Genomic DNA, 17,744 nt, shown 5'->3' with positions numbered 1-17,744 from the left:
CCCGGCGCGCAGGGCGTCAGTCGAGGCAGTAGGTCGTGACGCGGGCGGTGCCCACGACGCCGGGCTCGAAGGCGTCGACGAAGGCCTGCGCGTCCTGCGCGGAGCCGAAGTAGACGGCGGCACCGCGGTAGTACCGGTCCGGGTCGAGCCGGAGGGCCTCCCGGGCGCCCTGGTCGCAGTCCACGTCGCCCGCGCCGACCTCGTAGCCGAGGGCCGCCGCGTCCCGGCGGGCCTGCTCGAGGCGCGCGTCGTCGGGCTCGTAGGTCACCGCGAGGTACACCGCCCACGCCGTGCCGCCGTGCTCGAGCTCCGCAACGGGCGGGAGCTGCACCGACGGTCCCTGCGACGGCTCGGCCGGCTGCGAGGGCTCTCCGGACGGCTCCCCCGACGGCTCCTGGGACGGCTCCTCCGACGGCTCCTCGGACGGCCCGCCCGAGGGCTCGGCCGGCGCGGAGGGCTCCTGCGACGCGGCGCCCGACGGCTCTCCGCCGCCCGGCTCCTGCGACGGCTCCCCGCTCGGCTCCCCCGACGGCTCTCCCGACGGCTCATCGCTCGGCTCCCCCGACGGCTCCGCGCTCGGCACGGCGAGCGGCGTGGTGGGGGTCGTCGGGCGTGCGGTCGGCGTCGCGCCGGCCGTCGCCCCGGGGTCGGCCACGCTGGCGACGACGGTGCCGCGGTCGTCGCCGCGGTCGGCGAGCAGCGCTCCGGTGCCCAGGCCGCCGCCGAGGACGACCGCCGCGGCGGCCACCCCCGCGTACGCCGTCCGCTGCCGCCGGCGCCGGTCACCGGCGCGCCGCACGTCCGCCGCCGCGCGCGGGCGCGCCGCCCGCTCGCCCGCCCCCGCGAGGTCGTCCAGGCCCCGCCCCAGCTCGTCCCGCTCGCTCATCGTCCTGCCCCTCCTGCCGCGGCGGCGCCCTGCGCCGTCCGTACCGCGTCCCCGTCGATGTCGATGCGCAGCCGGTCCCCCGGCCGCTGCGCGCGCTGCGGCGCGCGCCCGTACCCCCGCCCGGCTCCCGCGCCGCGGGGCCCGCCGCCCAGGGCGTCGTCGTCGCCGAGCCCGTCGTCCTGCGCGAGGTGCGCGGCGAGCGCCGCCCGGCCCCGCGAGAGCCGCGCCTTGACCGTCCCGGTCGGCGCGCCGGTCTCGGCGGCGACCTGCTCGACGCTGAGGTCGCACAGGTGGTGCAGGACCACCGCCCGGCGCTGCTCGGCGGGGAGCAGGCGCAGGGCGGCGGCGAGCGCCGCGTGGTCCTCGGACGGCGGCGGCACCGGCTGGTCGTCCGCCCTGCGGTGCCAGGCGGTGAGCGCGTTGCGGGTGCGCCGCCACCGGCTGACGGCGAGCCGCCACGCCACGGTGCGCACCCACGCCTGCGGCGCCGCCTCGGCGTCGAGCCGCGCGCGGTGCTCCCAGGCCTTGGCGAAGGCCTCCTGCACGACGTCCTGCGCCTCCGCGAGGTCCCCCGTCATCGCGTACAGCTGCCCGGTCAGCGGGCGCACCCAGCGCTCGTAGAACGCGTCGAACTCGGCGGCGTCCACGGACCCCCCTCCCTGCCGGGTGCCGCGGCGCGCCACCTCCTGCCCTTCGTACGCCCCGCCCGCGCGGCCGGTTGCACCCGGCGCGCCGCGCCGCGACCCGTGGCAGGAACTCGACGCACCACGGCAGTCCTGCCACTCGTCGTCGGGAGGTGGCTGCACCACGGTGGGGGCATGGCGCTCACGGCGTACCTCGTCGTCCTGCTGACCCTGCTCGCGGCGCTCGGGCGGGCGGCCACGACCCCCGCGCGGCGCCCGCCGCTGCGGCGGCTGCACCCCCGGGACCTGCCGGGGTTCGTCGCCGCGGGCGTCCACGCGCTCCTCACGCTCCCGCCCCGCACCCCCCGCTAGGGGGAGGAGCGGCACCGGAGCGTCGCCCTCCGCTCACCGGGGGGTTCCCAGGACGGCGCTGCTGCGCCATCGTGGGGGGCTACCCACCGGAGGGAGCCCGCCGTGGCGGTCGTGGTCGGGGTCGACGCGAGCGAGGCGGGGCGGCGCGCCGTCCGCTTCGCGACGCGGCTGCGCGACGTCGGGGACGGGCGGGTGGTGGTGGCGCACGTCGTCCCCTGGTCGCCGTTCACCGTGCAGAGCGCGGAGGAGAACGAGCGGCGCAGCCTCACCAAGGCGCACGAGGTCGAGATGGCCCACCGCCTCGTCGACCCGCTCGTCGAGCAGCTGCGCGGCGAGGGCGTCCGGGCCGAGGCCGTCGTCCGGCACGGCCACCCGGCCGAGACGCTCTGCGCGCTGGCCCGCGAGGCGGGCGCGACGCACCTGGTCGTCGGGCGCACCGGCGAGAGCCGCGTGCGCTCCCTGCTCTTCGGGTCGACGGCGAGCAACCTCATCCAGATCGCCGAGGTCCCCGTGACGGTGGTGCCGTGATGGACCCGTACGCCCTGCCCGCCCTGGCCTCCGCGCCGGCCCCCAGCGGCCTCGACGCCTTCATCGACGACAACTTCGCCGGCATCGCGGACCGGATCGAGTCCGTCGTCTTCTACGAGGTGTCGCTGGGCGACGTCACGTTCCCGGTCGTCGTGGCCTGGCTGCTGCTCGCCGCCGTCGTCTTCACGCTCTCCTTCCGCTTCGTCAACCTGCGCGGCTTCAAGCACGCCATCGACCTGGTGCGCGGCAAGTACACCCGCCCCGACGAGGTCGGCGAGGTCTCGCACTTCCAGGCCCTCGCCACCGCGGTGTCGGGCACCGTCGGCCTCGGCAACATCGCCGGCGTCGCCGTCGCCATCACCCTCGGCGGGCCCGGCGCGACCTTGTGGATGATCGTGGCGGGCCTGCTCGCGATGTCGACGAAGTTCACCGAGTGCACGCTCGGGGTGAAGTACCGCCGGGTGAACCCGGACGGCACGGTCTCCGGCGGCCCGATGTTCTACCTGTCCCGGGGCCTCGCCGAGCGGCGCATGGCGGGCCTCGGCAAGGTGCTCGCCGCCGTCTTCGCGGTGTTCTGCATCCTCGGCTCGCTCGGCGGCGGCAACGCGTTCCAGGCGAACCAGGCCTTCGCCCAGATGCGCGCGGTCACGGGCGGCGAGGACGGGCTGCTCGGCGGGGGCGCCGCGGGCGTGCTGTTCGGGCTCCTCCTCGCCGCGGTCGTCGGCGTCGTCATCATCGGCGGCATGTGGCGCATCGCGAGCGTCACCGACAAGCTCGTGCCGTTCATGGCGGTCCTCTACGTGACCGCCTGCGTCGTCGTCCTGCTCGCCAACGCCTCCGCGCTGCCGGAGGCGGCCCGCCTCATCGTCGAGGGGGCCTTCGACACCGAGGCCGTGGCCGGCGGAGTCGTCGGCGTGCTCATCGTCGGCGTGCAGCGCGCCGCGTTCTCCAACGAGGCCGGGCTCGGCTCCGCCCCGATCGCCCACTCGGCGGTCAAGACCGACCGGCCCGTCACCGAGGGGTACGTCGCCCTCCTCGAGCCGTTCATCGACACCGTCGTCATCTGCACCATGACCGCGCTGACGATCGTCGTCACGGGCGCGTACACGCAGCAGGGCGAGGAGGGGGTGCAGCTGACCTCGACCGCGTTCGAGACGGTGCTGCCCTGGTTCGACAACGTGCTCGCGCTCGCCGTGGTGCTCTTCGCGTTCTCCACCCAGCTCGCCTGGAGCTACTACGGCGCGAAGGCCACGGCGTACCTCAGCGGCGAGAGCCGGGTCGCGGACACCGTCTACAAGGTGGTGTTCCTCGCCTTCGTCGTCATCGGCGCCGCGGCCTCGCTCGGCCCGATCATCGCCTTCTCCGACTCCATGATCTTCGCGATGTCGATCCCGAACCTCATCGGCGTCTACCTGCTCATGGGGGTCGTGCGGCGCGAGCTGCGCGAGCACGAGGAGGGCCTGCGCACCGGCGAGGTCGCGCGGGTCGACGCCTGAGCGGCTACCAGCGCAGGGCGGCCGGCTGCACCAGCCCCTGCCGCTCGTAGCGGCGGGCCTCGGCCGCGAGCGCCGCCCAGTCCGCGCGCACCCGGCGGAGCTCCGCGGCGTGGTGCGCTGCGAAGGGGCCGAGCCGCGGCTGCAGGGCCCGCAGGGCCGCGGTGCGCAGCGGGGCCCGACAGGTGCCGTCGGCGGCCGCCGCCCGGGCCTCCAGCGCGGCCGCCCGGTCCCACGCCCCCCCGGCCCCGCGGCTCGCCGCCACCGCGTCCTGGCCGGGGTACGCGGCCAGGACCCGCAGGCGCAGGTCCTCGTACGAGGTCGCGGGGACGCCCGCCCGCTGCAGGCAGGTGCGGTAGCCGCCGGCCGCCGCGGCGGTGACGCCCGCGCGCTCGGCGGCCGCCACCTCCGCGGCGAGCAGCGCGCCGAGGCGGACGGCGCCGGCGGGCACGTGGCTGTCGAGGTACGTCGACGGGTCCGGCTCGCAGCCGCGCAGCCGCGCGTACCAGGGGCCCTGCTCGGCGGCGGCCAGGCGCTGCGCCGCCCGCGCGGACGGGGCCGGGTCCTGCCGCGCCACCGCGCGCACCTGCGCACCAGCCCCGAGGTCGGCCCCGAGCGGTGCCGTCCAGGCGCCCGGCAGCGCGGTGCCGCCGGGGACGTCGACGAGCGGTAGGCGCGGGTAGTCCAGGCCCGCCGCCCGCATGCAGTCCTCGACCTGGCGCTGGTACCGCACGTGCTCCACGACCCGTCCCGCGCGCTGCTCCGCCGCGGACCCGGCGACCTGCCGGGCGACGCGCTCGGCCTCGCGGGCGGCGGCTCCGGCAGCGGCAGCGGCGGGGCGCGCCGCGGGCGCCCCCACCGCGGCCGTCGCCGCGGGCACGGCCGTCGTCGCGGGCACGGCCGTCGTCGCGGGCACGGCCGTGGCGCTCGTCCCGGCGCGCCCGGCCCCCGCCAGCCCCCCGGCCGCGACGGCGGGCACCGCCGCGAGGGCGGCCAGCAGCAGCGCCGCAGCGCCCGCCCGCGCCGACCGCCCCGCGCGCGCGGGACCGCCCCTGCCGCTCGCACCCCGTCGCGCTGCGCGCACCCGTCCGTCCCCCGTCCCCACCGGCACCCGCGCGGCTGCGTGGGCGATGTCCTGCGCCTCGGAGTCTCGCTGGGGACGGGCCGGTGCGGATCCGGACGAAGCAGGACGACCCGCTCGGGGGTACGGGGGGACGGAGCGTGAGCGGCGGTCCTCAGCCGGGCGGCGGACCGCTCCCCTCGCGCTGCTGGAGCAGGGCGTCGAGCTTGGCCTCGACGGCCGCGAGCTGGGCCTTGATCTGCTCCTGCTCCTCGTGGGTGAAGACGTTGGGGTCCGGGATGAGGTGCGCGGTGAGCTGCGCCGTCAAGCAGGCGGTCAGCAGGATCATGGACACCATGAGGAACGCGGCGACGCCGCGGCCGGCCGTCGTCGAGGGGTAGAAGTCGCCGTAGCCGGTGGTGGTGCCGGTGACGATCCCCCACCACGGGCCCTCGACCGGGCCCTTGCCCTCGAGCAGGGCGTAGAGCCAGCCGCAGACCAGCACGTCGGCGACCATCGCGCCGACGAGGTAGCGGGGACGCCCGACGATGCGGGCGAGCAGCTCGCGCACCGCGACGGGCCCTACGCGATGGACGCCGCGATGATCGCGGCGACCGAGAGCTGCGACGCGGCGGTGACGAGCGAGGCCGGGTGGAAGTGGCGCTCGGTGACGAGCTCGCCGAGCTTGCCCGGGGTGAGCACGTCGAGGACGAGGAACGCGACCGCCTGCAGCACGATGCCGAGCGCGCCGAACGCGACGGTGTAGCCGAGCGCCTCGCCGAAGCCGGAGTCGGCGTTCGTCCAGATCGCGGTGAAGAGCACCGCGCCCAGCGACAGGAACCCGCCCGAGGCGACGATCCCCGCGTTGACCGAGCGGTCCTCGTAGATGTGCCGGCCGAGGTGGCCGGGGGTCAGCAGGTCGAGGACGACGAAGCCGACCGCGAGCAGGGCGATGCCCACGAGGGTGTAGGCGGCGCCGTAGCCGAGGCTCTCGAGCACGGGTGGTGACCTCCGGGGTCTCAGGCGTCGAGCCACGCGCGCTGCGTGGCCTCGTCGGGGCGGGGCGCGGCGATGACGTGCGGCAGCACCCGGGCGTAGTAGTCGGTCACGGGCTCGTCGGACTCGCGGACGAGGCAGCCGGCGGCCTCGCCGTCGACCACCCACGAGCCGATGACGACGTGGTTCCCGTCGAAGCGGGGCAGCTCGGCGTACTCCTGCCAGCAGTGGCCCTCGGGCCCGTAGCGGGTGGAGGCGCGGCGGGTGTCGCCGGCGAGGGTGTGCACCTCGATGCCGTCGCCCTCGCGCCCGTGCAGCGGCTTCTTGACCCACTCCACGAGGTCGCGCGGCCCGTCGAGGTAGGCCGGCAGGAGGTTCTCGTGGCCCGGGTAGAGCTCCCACAGCACCGCGAGCAGCGCCTTGTTGGACAGCACCGCCTTCCACGCCGGCTCGATCCACGTCGCGGCCGCCGGGTTGTCCAGGACGTGCTGGCCGAACGGCTCGCGGAGCATGTCCTCCCAGGGGTAGAGCTTGAAGCAGGTGTGGATGGGCTCGTTGTCGAGCCCGGCGAAGACCCGGGCCGCGGCGTCCCAGCCGATCTGCTCCACCTGGAGGCCGTACGTGGTGAGGCCGGCCTCGATCGCGGTGTCGCGCAGGTACGCGACCGTCATCCACTCCTCGCCCTCCTCGTCCGCGGCGGAGTGGGCGAAGTGCACGACGTGCCGGCCCGTGCGCTGCCAGGCGCGCACCAGCCGCTCGTGCACCGAGTTCCACTGGTCCGTGGAGGGCATGACCTCCTCGAGCCAGTGCCACTGCACGACCGCGGTCTCCACGAGCCCGGTCGGGGTGTCCGCGTTGTACTCCAGCAGCTTGGCCGGGCCCAGCCCGTCGTAGCGCAGGTCGAAGCGGCCGTAGAGGCTCGGCGACCCGCTGAGCAGGGTGCTGCGCAGGTAGTCGCGGGCGGCGCGCGGCAGCCCGAACGCGTCGAGGCGCGCCGGCTCGGCCAGGACGTGCCGCGCCGCCTCGACGCACATGCGGTGCAGCTCCTCGGTGACGGACTCGAGGTGCTCGACCTCGTCCTCGGAGAGCTCGTAGTACGCCGACTCGTCCCAGTACGGGACCTCGCGCCCGTCGGGGGTGCGGGTCGTGGGCCAGACGAGCCCCTGGGACTCGACGGTGCGCCGCCAGCCGTCGCGCGGGCGGGAGAGGTGCCGGTACACGCGCCGGTCAGCCGCCGATGCGCCCGGACTGGGACGACCCGCCGAAGCCGCCGCGGCTGATCGTCTGGCCGCCGCGGTCGACCCCGCCGAGGGCGTACCTGCCCGACGGGCGGTCGTACGTCCCCCCGGTGACCCGGGACCCGATGGCGGGCGCGCGCCCGCCGATCGGCAGGAAGTACCAGAGGAAGGCGCCGCCGCCGACCCCCCGGAAGCTGTCGTCGTCGCACTGGTCGTCGTCGACCCGCTCACCGGTCTCGGCGTCGGTGCACACGGCGGCCGCCTCGACCTCCTCGTCCTGCCCGCAGGCGGTCAGCCCCATCGCGAGCATCGCGGTCACGGTCAGCCCGACCGCCGTCGAGCGCCTCGTCCTCATCGCGCGCTGGTGCTCCGTCCCCGTCGGTGCCGCGGCGCGGGGGCGCTGCGGCGTGCGCGCCCATCATGGCGCAGGCCGTCGGCGGGCGAGCGCCACTCCCGCCAGGCAGAGCGCCCCGCCGGCCAGGGCGAGGGCCGCCGGCACCTCCCCGAGCAGCGCCCAGCCCATGAGCACGGCCAGCGGCGGCACGAGGTACGTCGTCGCGCCCATGCGGCCCGCGGTCGTGCGCGACAGGGCGAACGCCCACGTGGTGAAGGCCACCGCGGTCGGGAACACGCCGAGGTAGGCGAGCCACAGCACGGTGCCGGTGCTCGCCGCGGCGAGGTCGTCGGCCAGCGCCGGGGCGGCGGGCAGGCACGCGGCCCCGCCGACCGCGCAGGCGAGGAACGTGACGCGCAGACCGGTGAGCCGGCCGAGCAGCGGCTTCTGCGCCACGACGCCCACCGCGTACGCCACGGCCGCGACGAGGCACAGGACCACGCCCCACGCCTCCGCGCCGCCCGAGGAGCTCGCCGCGCCGATGACCAGCACGCCCGCGAACGCCACGCCCAGCCCGGTGACGAGGGGGCGGGGGAAGCCCTCGCCGAGCACCACCCCGGCCAGCGCGGCGATGAGCAGCGGGCCGACGTTGACCAGCATCGCCGCGGTGCCGGCGTCGAGCCGCTGCTCGGCGGCGTTCAGCGCCACGTTGTACGCCCCGAACCAGGCCAGCCCGCACAGCAGGAGCAGGGGCAGGTCGCGCCGGGACGGGCGCGGGCCGGCCGCCCGCGGGCGCGCCAGCAGGACCAGGCCGAGGACGAGGGCCGCCACCGCGAGGCGCCCGAGGGTCAGGGCTGCCGGCCCGACCTCGGTGCCCACGTGCCGGATGCCGACGAAGGCCGAGGCCCAGAGCACGACCGTGGTGCCCGCCGCCAGCAGCGCGGGGAGGTCGGGGGCGCCGGTGGCCGGCGGTGCAGGGGCGGTCCCGCTCGTCGTCACGGCCCGACGCTAGGCCCGCGGACCGACAGGTCTCGACGCGCTGTCCGGTACCCGCGAGCGGCGCGCCGCGGCAGGATGCGGGGTGTGCAGCCCTGGACCGAGGTCACCGACGGGGCGGAGCTGGCGCGCCTGCTCGGCGAGCCGCTGCCCGCCGCGCGCGACAAGCCGCGGGCGACCCTGCACCCGTACGCGGCCGAGTGGGTGCGGCGCAGCCCGTTCCTCCTGCTCGCCACGGCGGACGCCGCCGGGCGCTGCGACGTCTCGCCGCGGGGCGACCCGCCGGGGTCGGTCCTCGTGCTCGACGAGCGCACGCTGGCCCTGCCCGAGCGCCCCGGCAACCGTCGCGCGGACAGCCTGCGCAACGTGCTGGAGAACCCGCGGGCGGCGCTGCTCGTGCTCGTGCCCGGCCGCGGGGACACCCTGCGGGTGGCGGGGCGCGCCCGCGTGGTGCGCGAGGCGCCGTTCCTCGACGCGATGGTGGTGCGGGGGCACCGGCCGCCGCTCGCGCTCGTGCTCGAGGTGGAGGAGGTCTTCTTCCACTGCTCGAAGGCCTTCCTGCGCTCGTCCCTGTGGGACCCCGCCACCTGGGACCCGGGGGCGCTGCCGTCCCGCGCGCGCATCGCGCAGGCGCTCGAGCGGCCCGGGGAGAGCCTCGAGGAGCTCGAGCGCTACTACGGCCCGTCGTACGGCGACCGGATCTACGGCTGAGCGCGCCGCCGCAGCCGCATGTGGGTGACGGTCGAGGACGGCGCGTGCTCCACGACCTCGTACCCGCTCGCGGCGGCGCCGAGGTCGTCGGCGAAGAGCCGCTCGCCGGCGCCGAGCAGCACCGGTACGACGGCCAGGTGCAGCTCGTCGAGCAGGCCGGCGGCGAGATACTGCCGGACGGTCGCGGCGCCGCCGCCGACGCGCACGTGCCGGTCGCCCGCGGCCTCGCGCGCGAGGTCGAGCGCCGCGCGCGGCCCGCCGGTGACGAAGCGGAAGCGAGTGCCGTCGCCGAGGACGAGGTCCTCGCGGGCGTGGTGGGTGAGCACGAGCACCGGGTGCCCGAACGGGCCCTCCTCGCCCCACCAGCCGCGCCAGGAGGCGTCGCGCCAGGGGCCGCGGACGGGGCCGAACATGTTCCGCCCCATGATCGTGGCGCCGACCTCGTCGCCGCCACCGCGCGCGGCGAAGCGCTCGTCCACCGGGTCGGCCGCGCCGGGCTCGGGGAGCCCGTGCCGGTCGCGCCACGCGCCGGTCGCCGTCACCCAGGCGTGCAGCCGCTCGCCGCCGACACCCAGCGGGGCGTCCGGGCCCTGGTCGGGGCCGGCGAGGTAGCCGTCGAGGGAGAGGGACAGGGCGTACGCGCGCAGCTCGGGCACGGGTGCTCCTCGGGGTCGGGTGCCGCCGCCGGGCAGCGGCGGCGCCGGGCTCGGTCACGGGGTGGACCGCCGCGCCGCCCCGCTCTCACCGGTGCGGGACGGCCCCGTCCGGCGCGCGAGGACCCGGTCGGCCGGCGCGCTCGACCCTGGGGCCGACCGGCGACGACCTCACACCAGCTGGACGGACCGCTTCGCCAGGCCGATCCAGAAGCCGTCGACGGTCGTCGTCGCCGGTGCGTCCGGGCGGGAGGCGGCGCCCAGCGCGACGAAGAGCGGGCTGAGGTGCTCGACCGTCGGGTGGGCGTACGGCATCCCCGGCGCCCGGGTGGCGTAGGCGGCGAGCTCGTCGACGTCGCCGCGCGCGAGCGCCTCTGCGGCCCACGCGTCGAACTCCGCCGACCAGGTCGGCACGGCGCCGCGGGTCCACTGCTCGCGCCCGAGGAAGGGCAGGCCGTGCGTCATGAAACCCGAGCCGACGAGGAGCACGCCCTCCTCGCGCAGCGGCCGCAGCCGGGCGCCGAGCGCGAGCAGCCGCGCGGGGTCGTGCGTCGGCATGCTCAGCTGCAGGACCGGCACGTCGCCGAGCGGGTACATCACCATGAGCGGCACCCACGCGCCGTGGTCCAGCCCGCGCGAGCCGTGCTGGTGCACCGGCTCGGCGTCGGGCATCGCCGCCGCGACCCGCGCGGCCAGGGCGGAGGCGTCCGGGGTGGCGTACTCCAGCTCGTAGTAGCGGCGGGCGAAGCCGCCGAAGTCGTAGACGAGCGGGGTGCCCGCGGCGGGCGCGGAGAGCGCGAGCGGGGCCGACTCCCAGTGGGCGCTCACCACGAGGACGGCGCGCGGCCTGGGCATCGAGCGGGCCCAGGCGGCGAGCGAGCGCATCCAGCCGGCCTCGTCGAGCAGCGGGGGCGCGCCGTGGCTGAGGTAGACCGGCGGGAGCGGGCCGTCGTCCGGCGTCCAGGCGGGCTGGGCCGCGCTCGCGGCCCGCAGCGCGGGGAGGAGCGCGTCGTACGCCGCGGCGGGTGCGGCGGGGGCAGGGGCGGTCACGGCGGCTCCCGGTGCGGCGCGGGCAGATCGTTGAGGGTTCAAGCAACGCCGACGGTACGCCGCAGACGCTGACGCGTCAACGTCCGCCCGGGCTCACGCCAGCAGGAGCCCGAGGCCCTCGGCGGCCGGCCGCGGAGCACGGGCGGGCACCGCGCTCGCGCGCCCGTCGAGCAGCAGCGGCAGGTCGAGGACGTAGCCGCGCGCGGGGTCCCAGGACGGGCGGGGCACCCGCGCGGCGACGGCGGTGCGGAGCGGGCGCAGCAGCGCGCGCGGGGCGGGGGCCACGGCCGGCCCGAGGGCCGCCGCGGCGGCGGCGAGGAGCGCCACGGACGCGAGGGCCGCCGGGAGCCCTGCCCGCTCGGCCGCGAAGCCCAGCAGCGGCGGCCCGCCGAGCATCCCGGCGTACCCCACGGTGGTGGACAGCGCGACGCCGCGGGCGCCCCCGCGCGCCCCCGCGCGGGCCACGGCCAGCGGGAACGCGTTGGCCAGGCCGAGGCCGACCACGACGAAGCCCGCCAGGGCGAGCGGGGCGCTCGGCGCGAGGGCGGCCAGCAGGGCGCCGCCCGCCGCCAGGACCGCGCCGCCCGTGACCACCGGCGCGGCGCCGAGGCGCTGCACCAGGCCGCCGCCGGCCAGGCGCGCGACGGCCATGGCCAGCGAGAAGCCGGCGTAGCCGCCCGCAGCCACGGCCGGCCCGGCGTGCAGCGTCTCGCGCAGGTGCAGCGCGGCCCAGTCCGTCACCGCGCCCTCGCCGTACGCCGCGCACCCCGCGAGGGCGCCGAGCGCGACGAGGGGCGCGGCGGCGCGGCTCCCGCGCACGCCCACCGACCCCCCAGCGCGCGGCAGGGCGCCCGGCCGGGCGTCGAGGCGGAGCAGCACGGGTGCGGCCGCGGCGACCACGGCGAGGCCGACGCCGGCGACGAGCAGCAGGTGGGGCGCGACCCCCAGCACCTGGCCGGCGGCGCCGCCGAGCACGGCCCCGGCGAGGCCGCCGAGGCTGAACGCCGCGTGCAACGAGGGCAGCAGGGGACGGGCGCGCCGCGCCTCGACCTGGACGCCCAGGCTGTTCATGGCGACGTTGAGCACTCCGCTGGCGGCGCCGAACACCACGAGGGCGGCGCACAGCTGCGGCACGGACCCGGCGAGGCCCGGCAGCACGGCCACGGCGCAGAGCACCAGCGCCGCGGCGGCGCTCACGAGCCCGGCGCCCAGGCGCGCGCACAGCGCACCCGTGAGCTGCATGGCCGCGAGCGCGCCGAGGCCGATGCAGAGCAGGGCAGCGCCCAGGGCGGTCGGGGAGGCCGAGGTCTGCGCGGCCACGTCGGGCACCCGCGCGGCCCAGCTGCCGAAGACCGCGCCGTCGAGCGCGAACACGGCGGTCGTGGCGGCGCGCAGCGCGCGCGGGGAAGCGGGAGCACCGGCGGCCGCCGGTGCGAGCGGGCGCGGGACGCGCAGGCCGGCGGGCCGGCGCGCGCGCAGGGTCGGGCGAGGGGTCACGGGGGTCCTCCGGGCGCCGCCGGTCCCGGCGAGGGTCACGGGAGGCGGTGCGGGTACGCGGGCGTGGTGCGGTCACACGGCTCCGTGCGGTCCCTCCATGCTGCCCGGCGCGACCCGCCCGACGCGAACCACGGCGGTGTGGGGACGGACACGGCGGACGGGCGGGGGGCGGCGCTGGCAGGCTGGCGCGCGTGACGGCGACGAGCGGCAGCAGCGGGGACGGCGGCACCGCCAGGGACGAGGCGTCGGCCATGAACCGCGCCCTGTGGGACGAGCGGGCGCCGGCGCACGCCGCGTCCCCGGACTACGGCCTCGCGCGGTTCGTCGACGACCCGGAGCACCTCTCCGACGTGGTCCGCTTCGACCTGCCGCGGCTCGGCGACGTGAGCGGACTGCGCGGGGTCCACCTGCAGTGCCACCTCGGGACGGACACCCTCTCGCTGGCCCGGCGCGGCGCGACGATGACCGGTCTGGACTTCTCGGCCGCGTCCGTGGAGCAGGCCCGTCGCCTCGCCGCGGCCGCCGGCCCGGCCGTGGAGTACGTGCACGCGGACGTGCACGACGCGGTCGAGGTGCTCGGCGCCGGGGCGTTCGACCTCGTCTACACGGGGATCGGCGCCCTGTGCTGGCTGCCGTCCGTCGAGCGCTGGGCCGGGGTCGTGGCCGGGCTGCTGCGTCCGGGCGGCCGGTTGTTCCTGCGGGAGGCCCACCCGGTGCTCTGGGCGCTCGACGACGCGCGCGACGACGGGGTGCTGGCGCTGCGCTACCCCTACGTGGAGCGCGTCGAGCCCGACGTGTGGGACGAGGACGGCACGTACGTCGCGACGGACGTGCGCTTCACCCACACCCGCAGTTCCACGTGGAACCACGGGCTCGGCGAGGTCGTCACCGCCCTGCTCGCCCGGGGGTTGCGGCTGACGATGCTCCAGGAGCACGACAGCGTCCCGTGGGACGCGCTGCCCGGGCTCATGGAGGACGTCGGGGGCGGCGAGAAGCGGTTGCGCGAGGCGCCGTGGCGGCTGCCCCACACGTACACGCTCCAGGCGGTCAAGGAGGCGGACCCCGCCGGGGTGCGGGCGGGGTGACCTCGACCGCGGACCGGGCGATGAGTCCGGGACGTCCCGGGGGTCCACCCCTCGAGCGGCCGCGCCGCGGCCCGTCCCCCAGGAGACGCCGATGCAGCCCCCCAGCACCGCCCCGAGCCCGCCGCAGCGGGAGGGCTGAGCCGTGGACGTCCCGGCCATCGAGACCGAGGGCCTCGTCAAGCGGTTCGGCGGCACGACCGCCGTCGACGGCGTCGACCTGCGCGTGCCCACCGGCGGGGTGCACGGCTTCCTCGGCCCCAACGGGGCCGGCAAGACGACGACCATCCGAGTGCTGGCCACCCTGCTGCGCCCCGATGCCGGCACCGCGCGGGTGTTCGGCCACGACGTCGTGCGCGAGGCCGACGCCGTGCGCGGCAGGGTCAGCCTCACCGGGCAGTTCGCCTCGGTCGACGAGGACCTCACCGGCCGCGAGAACCTCCTGCTGCTCGCCCGGCTGCTGGGGCACTCCCGCACCGGCGCCAAGGCCCGCGCCGACGAGCTGCTGGCCGCCTTCGGCCTCACCGACGCCGCGGGCCGGCAGGTCAAGAAGTACAGCGGCGGCATGCGCCGGCGGCTCGACATCGCCGCGAGCATCGTCGTGCGCCCGGACCTGGTGTTCCTCGACGAGCCCACGACCGGGCTCGACCCCCGCAGCCGCGGGCAGGTCTGGGACATCGTCCGCGCGCTCGTCGCCACCGGCACGACGGTGCTGCTCACCACGCAGTACCTCGACGAGGCCGACCAGCTCGCGGACCGGATCAGCGTCATCGACACCGGCCGGGTCATCGCCGAGGGCACCCCCGGGCAGCTCAAGGCCTCGGTGGGCGCCGGGGCGCTGCACGTGCGCGTCCTGCACCCCGACGAGCGGGAGCGGGCCCGCGAGCTGCTGGTCCGCGAGCTCGGGGTCGACGTCGAGCGGGCGGCGGACCCGGCGGCCCTCACCGCGCGCGTCGGCGACGACGCCGCCCCGGTGGCGCGGGCGCTCGCGGCGCTCGACGCCGCCGGGCTCGCGGTCGCGCAGTTCGCCCTCGGCCAGCCCAGCCTCGACGAGGTCTTCCTGGCCCTCACCGGCCGTACCGCCCACGACGGGTCCGTACCGCGCCAGGCGGACGGCGAGCGCACCGAGGAGGTGCCGGCATGACCACGACGAGCACGACGAGCACGACCAGCACCAGCAGCGCGGCGGGCGGGCAGCCCCACGACCCCGCGGCGCTGCACGCCGCCCTCGTCGGCGGAGTGCGCCCGCCGCGGCCGTCGGCCGCCCGCGCGTCCGCGACCTTCGGCTGGCGGGCGCTGCTGCGGATCAAGCACGTGCCCGAGCAGCTGTTCGACGTGACGGCCTTCCCGGTCATCACGACGCTGATGTTCACGTACCTGTTCGGCGGCGCCCTCGCCGGCTCGGTGTCGGCGTACGTGCAGTACTTCCTGCCGGGCGTGCTCGTGCAGACCGTCGTCATGATCACGATGTACACCGGCGTCGCGCTCAACACCGACCGGGAGAAGGGCGTCTTCGACCGCTTCCGCTCGCTGCCGGTCTGGCACCCCTCGGCGATGGTCGGCGCGCTGCTCGGCGACGCGGTGCGCTTCACCCTGGCCTCGACGATCGTCGTCGTCCTCGGCGTGGTGCTGGGCTTCCGCCCGGACGCGGGCGTGGCGGGCGTCCTCGCGGGGGTGGCGCTGCTGCTCGTCTTCGCCTTCAGCCTCGGCTGGGCGTGGACCTACCTCGGGCTCGTGCTGCGCACCCCGAACTCCGTCATGGGCACGAGCATGATGGTGCTGTTCCCGCTGACCTTCGGCAGCAACATCTTCGTGGACCCCGCGACGATGCCCGGCTGGCTCGAGGCGGTCGTCGGCGTCAACCCCATCAGCCACCTGGCCACCGGCGTGCGCGGGCTCATGCACGGCACGGCGGACGGCGGCGACGTGCTGCTCGTCCTGGGCTGGTCGGCGCTCTTCGTCGCCGTGTTCGGCCCGCTCACCATGCGCCGGTACGGCAGCCGCGGCTGACGCACCGTCGCCGCACCGTCGCCGGGACGCACGACGGCGCCGGCCCCCGCGTCGGGGGCCGGCGCCGTCGACCACGTCGCCCGGGCTCTCAGCTGCCCGGCTGCTTCACGCCGAACATGAGGACGCGCCGGCGCACGTCGTAGTGCACGGTCCCCTGCGCGGTGAGCAGGTCCTGCAGGTTGTCCGCGTCGTCCGGGTCGAGCGTGAGGACCTCCTCCCACGCGCCCTGGTCGAGCACGAGCTGCAGGGTGTACGTCCCGGGCTGGCCGGGCTCCCCCGCGACCCAGCTGAACTGGTAGTGCGAGAGCTGGCGGACGGCGATGCTGTCGTCGGTGACGGGCTGCGGGACCTGGGGCACGACGGCTCCTCGGTTCGACGGGTGCTGGACGGCACCGCCGTACCCCGTCGCACCGGGCGGTCACCCGGCTCCGGCGACCGGTGCGTGAGCATCGGGTGGCCCGCGACCGTCCCGCCGGCGGCGCCTGCCCTACATCTGGGCCATGTCGACGAACCGGGAGTAGTGCCCCTGGAAGGCGACGGTGATCGTGGCGGTGGGGCCGTTGCGGTGCTTGGCCACGATGAAGTCCGCCTCGCCCGCGCGCGGGGACTCGCGCTCGTAGAGCTCCTCGCGGTGCAGCAGGATGACCATGTCGGCGTCCTGCTCGATGGAGCCGGACTCGCGCAGGTCGGACATCTGCGGCTTCTTGTCGGTCCGCTGCTCGGACCCGCGGTTGAGCTGGGAGATCGCGATGACGGGGACCTCGAGCTCCTTGGCGAGCAGCTTGATGGCGCGGGAGAACTCCGACACCTCCTGCTGGCGGGACTCGACCCGCTTGCCCGAGCTCATGAGCTGCAGGTAGTCGATGACGACGAGCTTGAGGTCGTTGCGCTGCTTGAGCCGGCGGCACTTGGCCCGGATCTCCATCATCGACATGTTCGGCGAGTCGTCGATGAACAGCGGCGCCGCGGAGACCTCGCCCATGCGCCGGGCCAGGCGGTTCCAGTCGTCCTCGCTCATCGTGCCGCTGCGCATGTGGTGCAGCGGCACCCGCGCCTCGGCCGAGAGCAGGCGCATGGTGATCTCGTTGCGGCCCATCTCCAGGGAGAAGATCACCGTCGCCATCTGGTTCTTGATCGCGGCCGAGCGGGCGATGTCGAGGCCCAGCGTCGACTTGCCTACCGCGGGGCGGGCCGCGACGACGATCATCTGCCCGCCGTGCAGGCCGTTGGTGAGCTGGTCGAAGTCGGCGAAGCCGGTGGGGACGCCGACCATCTCGCCGCCGCGCGAGCCGATCGCCTCGATCTCGTCGAGGGCGCCCTCCATGATGTCCGACAGCGGCGCGTAGTCCTCCGACGTGCGCCGCTCCGTCACAGCGTAGATCTCGGCCTGCGCCCGGTCGACGATCTCGTCGGCCTCGCCGCCGTCGGCGGCCTGCCCCATCTGCACGATGCGCGTGCCGGCCTCGATGAGCCGGCGCAGCACGGCACGCTCACGCACGATCTGCGCGTAGTAGCCGGCGTTGGCCGCGGTGGGGACGGTGGAGATGAGGGTGTGGACGTAGGGCGCGCCGCCGACGCGCGCGACCTCGCCCCGCTTGGTGAGCTCGGCGACGACGGTGACCGCGTCGGCCGGCTCGCCGCGGCCGTAGAGGTCGAGGACCGCCTCGTACACCAGCTCGTGGGCCGGCTTGTAGAAGTCGCCGCCGCGCAGCACCTCGACGACGTCGGCGATGGCGTCCTTCGACAGCAGCATCGCCCCGAGCACCGACTGCTCGGCGGCGAGGTCCTGCGGCGGGACCCGCTCGTACGCCGCGTCCCGCCCCCCGTCGCGCCCGCCGCGCGGCTCCGGCAGGTCACCGCCGTGCCCGCCCTGCAGCTGCGCGACGCTCACGCGCTCCCCCCTCGTCGTCGGCGCCCGGTCGCCCGGGCGGCTCGTCCGCTGCTCGCGCAGCAGTCCTACGTCCCGGGTCCGACAGGTCCGCGGACGTGGTCCGCGGGCGCTGCCGGCCGCGGCGCTCGCGGGAGGCTAGGCGGCGCCGGGCCACGGGGTCCAACGCCTCCCCGCCACCCCTGTGCACAGGCTGTGGAGAAGGCTGGGGACGCCCTGGGGGCGCCGGGGGACGCGGTTGGGGACGGCGCTGGGGACGGCGCGCCCGGGCGGGGGGCCGCCGCGCCGCACGGGCTGCCCCCACGGCGTCCACGGCCTGTGGACGGG

Annotated in this window: 19 protein-coding genes and 1 pseudogene; 7 read left to right on the top strand and 13 right to left on the bottom strand. The window is 76.9% G+C overall.

Going from position 1 to position 17,744, the window contains the following annotated elements; translation table 11 throughout:
- Positions 1-16: 16 nt before the first annotated feature.
- Positions 17-886, bottom strand: coding sequence for a hypothetical protein (locus D5H78_RS14400; RefSeq protein ID WP_119951197.1), 870 nt, complete (start codon positions 884-886; stop codon positions 17-19).
- A 173-nt stretch (positions 887-1,059) separates the two neighbouring features.
- Positions 1,060-1,533: pseudogene (locus D5H78_RS14395) on the bottom strand (RNA polymerase sigma factor); the annotation flags it as partial.
- A 171-nt stretch (positions 1,534-1,704) separates the two neighbouring features.
- Between D5H78_RS14395 and D5H78_RS19420 the strand changes: the two are divergent.
- The 3 genes from D5H78_RS19420 to D5H78_RS14385 all read left to right on the top strand — a co-directional run bounded on the left by D5H78_RS19420 (position 1,705) and on the right by D5H78_RS14385 (position 3,905).
- Complete coding sequence (locus D5H78_RS19420; protein ID WP_165865755.1) at positions 1,705-1,881, top strand: hypothetical protein; 177 nt, start codon at positions 1,705-1,707, stop codon at positions 1,879-1,881.
- A 102-nt stretch (positions 1,882-1,983) separates the two neighbouring features.
- Positions 1,984-2,409 (top strand): universal stress protein, encoded by a 426-nt coding sequence (locus D5H78_RS14390; RefSeq protein ID WP_119951195.1) that lies wholly within the window; start codon positions 1,984-1,986, stop codon positions 2,407-2,409.
- Positions 2,409-3,905: an alanine/glycine:cation symporter family protein gene (locus D5H78_RS14385; RefSeq protein WP_119951354.1), complete on the top strand. Its 1,497-nt coding sequence runs from the start codon at positions 2,409-2,411 to the stop codon at positions 3,903-3,905. The genes D5H78_RS14390 and D5H78_RS14385 overlap by 1 nt, the downstream gene beginning before the upstream one ends.
- 4 nt (positions 3,906-3,909) lie before the next feature.
- On the opposite strand, the gene D5H78_RS14380 is transcribed toward D5H78_RS14385, so the two are convergent.
- From D5H78_RS14380 to D5H78_RS14350, 6 genes are all read right to left on the bottom strand, one after another.
- Positions 3,910-4,881, bottom strand: a complete 972-nt coding sequence (locus D5H78_RS14380) for a hypothetical protein (protein ID WP_165865754.1) — start codon at positions 4,879-4,881, stop codon at positions 3,910-3,912.
- 256 nt (positions 4,882-5,137) lie between these two features.
- The gene (locus D5H78_RS14370; protein ID WP_218566636.1) at positions 5,138-5,533 is read right to left on the bottom strand and encodes a potassium channel family protein; all 396 of its coding nucleotides are present in this window, start codon (positions 5,531-5,533) and stop codon (positions 5,138-5,140) included.
- 11 nt (positions 5,534-5,544) lie between these two features.
- A complete protein-coding gene (locus D5H78_RS14365; RefSeq protein ID WP_119951193.1) occupies positions 5,545-5,961 on the bottom strand; it encodes a DUF350 domain-containing protein in 417 nt (138 codons plus the stop codon).
- 20 nt (positions 5,962-5,981) lie between these two features.
- The gene (locus D5H78_RS14360) at positions 5,982-7,178 is read right to left on the bottom strand and encodes a glutathionylspermidine synthase family protein (RefSeq protein WP_119951192.1); all 1,197 of its coding nucleotides are present in this window, start codon (positions 7,176-7,178) and stop codon (positions 5,982-5,984) included.
- Between the two features lie 7 nt (positions 7,179-7,185).
- On the bottom strand, positions 7,186-7,551 hold the full coding sequence (locus D5H78_RS14355; protein ID WP_119951191.1) for a tRNA-dihydrouridine synthase: 366 nt from the start codon (positions 7,549-7,551) through the stop codon (positions 7,186-7,188).
- Between the two features lie 63 nt (positions 7,552-7,614).
- Entirely contained in the window at positions 7,615-8,529 is a 915-nt protein-coding gene (locus D5H78_RS14350) for a DMT family transporter (protein WP_218566635.1), read from the bottom strand.
- Between the two features lie 75 nt (positions 8,530-8,604).
- Here D5H78_RS14350 and D5H78_RS14345 point away from each other — a divergent pair, with 75 nt between their 5' ends.
- Positions 8,605-9,237 carry an MSMEG_1061 family FMN-dependent PPOX-type flavoprotein gene (locus D5H78_RS14345; RefSeq protein WP_119951190.1) on the top strand — a complete coding sequence of 211 codons (633 nt, stop codon included), beginning with the start codon at positions 8,605-8,607 and terminating at the stop codon, positions 9,235-9,237.
- Here the strand turns inward: D5H78_RS14345 and D5H78_RS14340 are convergent.
- The 3 genes from D5H78_RS14340 to D5H78_RS14330 form a co-directional block, all read right to left on the bottom strand.
- Positions 9,228-9,893 carry a dihydrofolate reductase family protein gene (locus D5H78_RS14340; RefSeq protein ID WP_119951189.1) on the bottom strand — a complete coding sequence of 222 codons (666 nt, stop codon included), beginning with the start codon at positions 9,891-9,893 and terminating at the stop codon, positions 9,228-9,230. The genes D5H78_RS14345 and D5H78_RS14340 overlap by 10 nt on opposite strands.
- Before the next feature lie 168 nt (positions 9,894-10,061).
- The gene (locus D5H78_RS14335; protein ID WP_119951188.1) at positions 10,062-10,940 is read right to left on the bottom strand and encodes a dioxygenase family protein; all 879 of its coding nucleotides are present in this window, start codon (positions 10,938-10,940) and stop codon (positions 10,062-10,064) included.
- A 93-nt stretch (positions 10,941-11,033) separates the two neighbouring features.
- Positions 11,034-12,437 carry an MFS transporter gene (locus D5H78_RS14330; protein ID WP_218566633.1) on the bottom strand — a complete coding sequence of 468 codons (1,404 nt, stop codon included), beginning with the start codon at positions 12,435-12,437 and terminating at the stop codon, positions 11,034-11,036.
- A gap of 251 nt (positions 12,438-12,688) precedes the next feature.
- Here D5H78_RS14330 and D5H78_RS14325 point away from each other — a divergent pair, with 251 nt between their 5' ends.
- From D5H78_RS14325 to D5H78_RS14315, 3 genes are all read left to right on the top strand, one after another.
- A complete protein-coding gene (locus tag D5H78_RS14325; protein ID WP_119951351.1) occupies positions 12,689-13,522 on the top strand; it encodes a class I SAM-dependent methyltransferase in 834 nt (277 codons plus the stop codon).
- Between the two features lie 142 nt (positions 13,523-13,664).
- Positions 13,665-14,663 (top strand): ATP-binding cassette domain-containing protein, encoded by a 999-nt coding sequence (locus D5H78_RS14320; RefSeq protein WP_119951187.1) that lies wholly within the window; start codon positions 13,665-13,667, stop codon positions 14,661-14,663.
- Entirely contained in the window at positions 14,660-15,529 is an 870-nt protein-coding gene (locus D5H78_RS14315) for an ABC transporter permease (RefSeq protein WP_119951186.1), read from the top strand. Before D5H78_RS14320 ends, D5H78_RS14315 begins: the two co-directional genes overlap by 4 nt.
- Positions 15,530-15,617: 88 nt before the next feature.
- On the opposite strand, the gene D5H78_RS14310 is transcribed toward D5H78_RS14315, so the two are convergent.
- Together D5H78_RS14310 and dnaB are read right to left on the bottom strand one after the other, a co-directional pair.
- Positions 15,618-15,887: a hypothetical protein gene (locus D5H78_RS14310; protein WP_119951185.1), complete on the bottom strand. Its 270-nt coding sequence runs from the start codon at positions 15,885-15,887 to the stop codon at positions 15,618-15,620.
- A 129-nt stretch (positions 15,888-16,016) separates the two neighbouring features.
- Positions 16,017-17,483, bottom strand: coding sequence for a replicative DNA helicase (gene dnaB, locus D5H78_RS14305; protein WP_218566665.1), 1,467 nt, complete (start codon positions 17,481-17,483; stop codon positions 16,017-16,019).
- Between the last annotated feature and the right edge of the window lie 261 nt (positions 17,484-17,744).

Origin of the sequence: Vallicoccus soli (genome assembly GCF_003594885.1) — a bacterium.
Classification (GTDB): domain Bacteria; phylum Actinomycetota; class Actinomycetes; order Motilibacterales; family Motilibacteraceae; genus Vallicoccus; species Vallicoccus soli.
The sequence above is the reverse complement of the archived record's forward strand: the minus strand, read 5'-3'. Positions and strand labels throughout refer to the sequence as shown.

Excerpts from the sequence above, each read along its gene's own strand:
- D5H78_RS14355 (WP_119951191.1), bottom strand. The coding sequence starts at position 7,551 with ATGAGGACGAGGCGCTCGACGGCGGTCGGGCTGACCGTGACCGCGATG.
- D5H78_RS14385 (WP_119951354.1), top strand. The coding sequence starts at position 2,409 with ATGGACCCGTACGCCCTGCCCGCCCTGGCCTCCGCGCCGGCCCCCAGC.
- D5H78_RS19420 (WP_165865755.1), top strand. The coding sequence starts at position 1,705 with ATGGCGCTCACGGCGTACCTCGTCGTCCTGCTGACCCTGCTCGCGGCG.
- D5H78_RS14400 (WP_119951197.1), bottom strand. The coding sequence starts at position 886 with ATGAGCGAGCGGGACGAGCTGGGGCGGGGCCTGGACGACCTCGCGGGG.
- D5H78_RS14345 (WP_119951190.1), top strand. The coding sequence starts at position 8,605 with ATGCGGGGTGTGCAGCCCTGGACCGAGGTCACCGACGGGGCGGAGCTG.
- D5H78_RS14315 (WP_119951186.1), top strand. The coding sequence starts at position 14,660 with ATGACCACGACGAGCACGACGAGCACGACCAGCACCAGCAGCGCGGCG.
- D5H78_RS14325 (WP_119951351.1), top strand. The coding sequence starts at position 12,689 with ATGAACCGCGCCCTGTGGGACGAGCGGGCGCCGGCGCACGCCGCGTCC.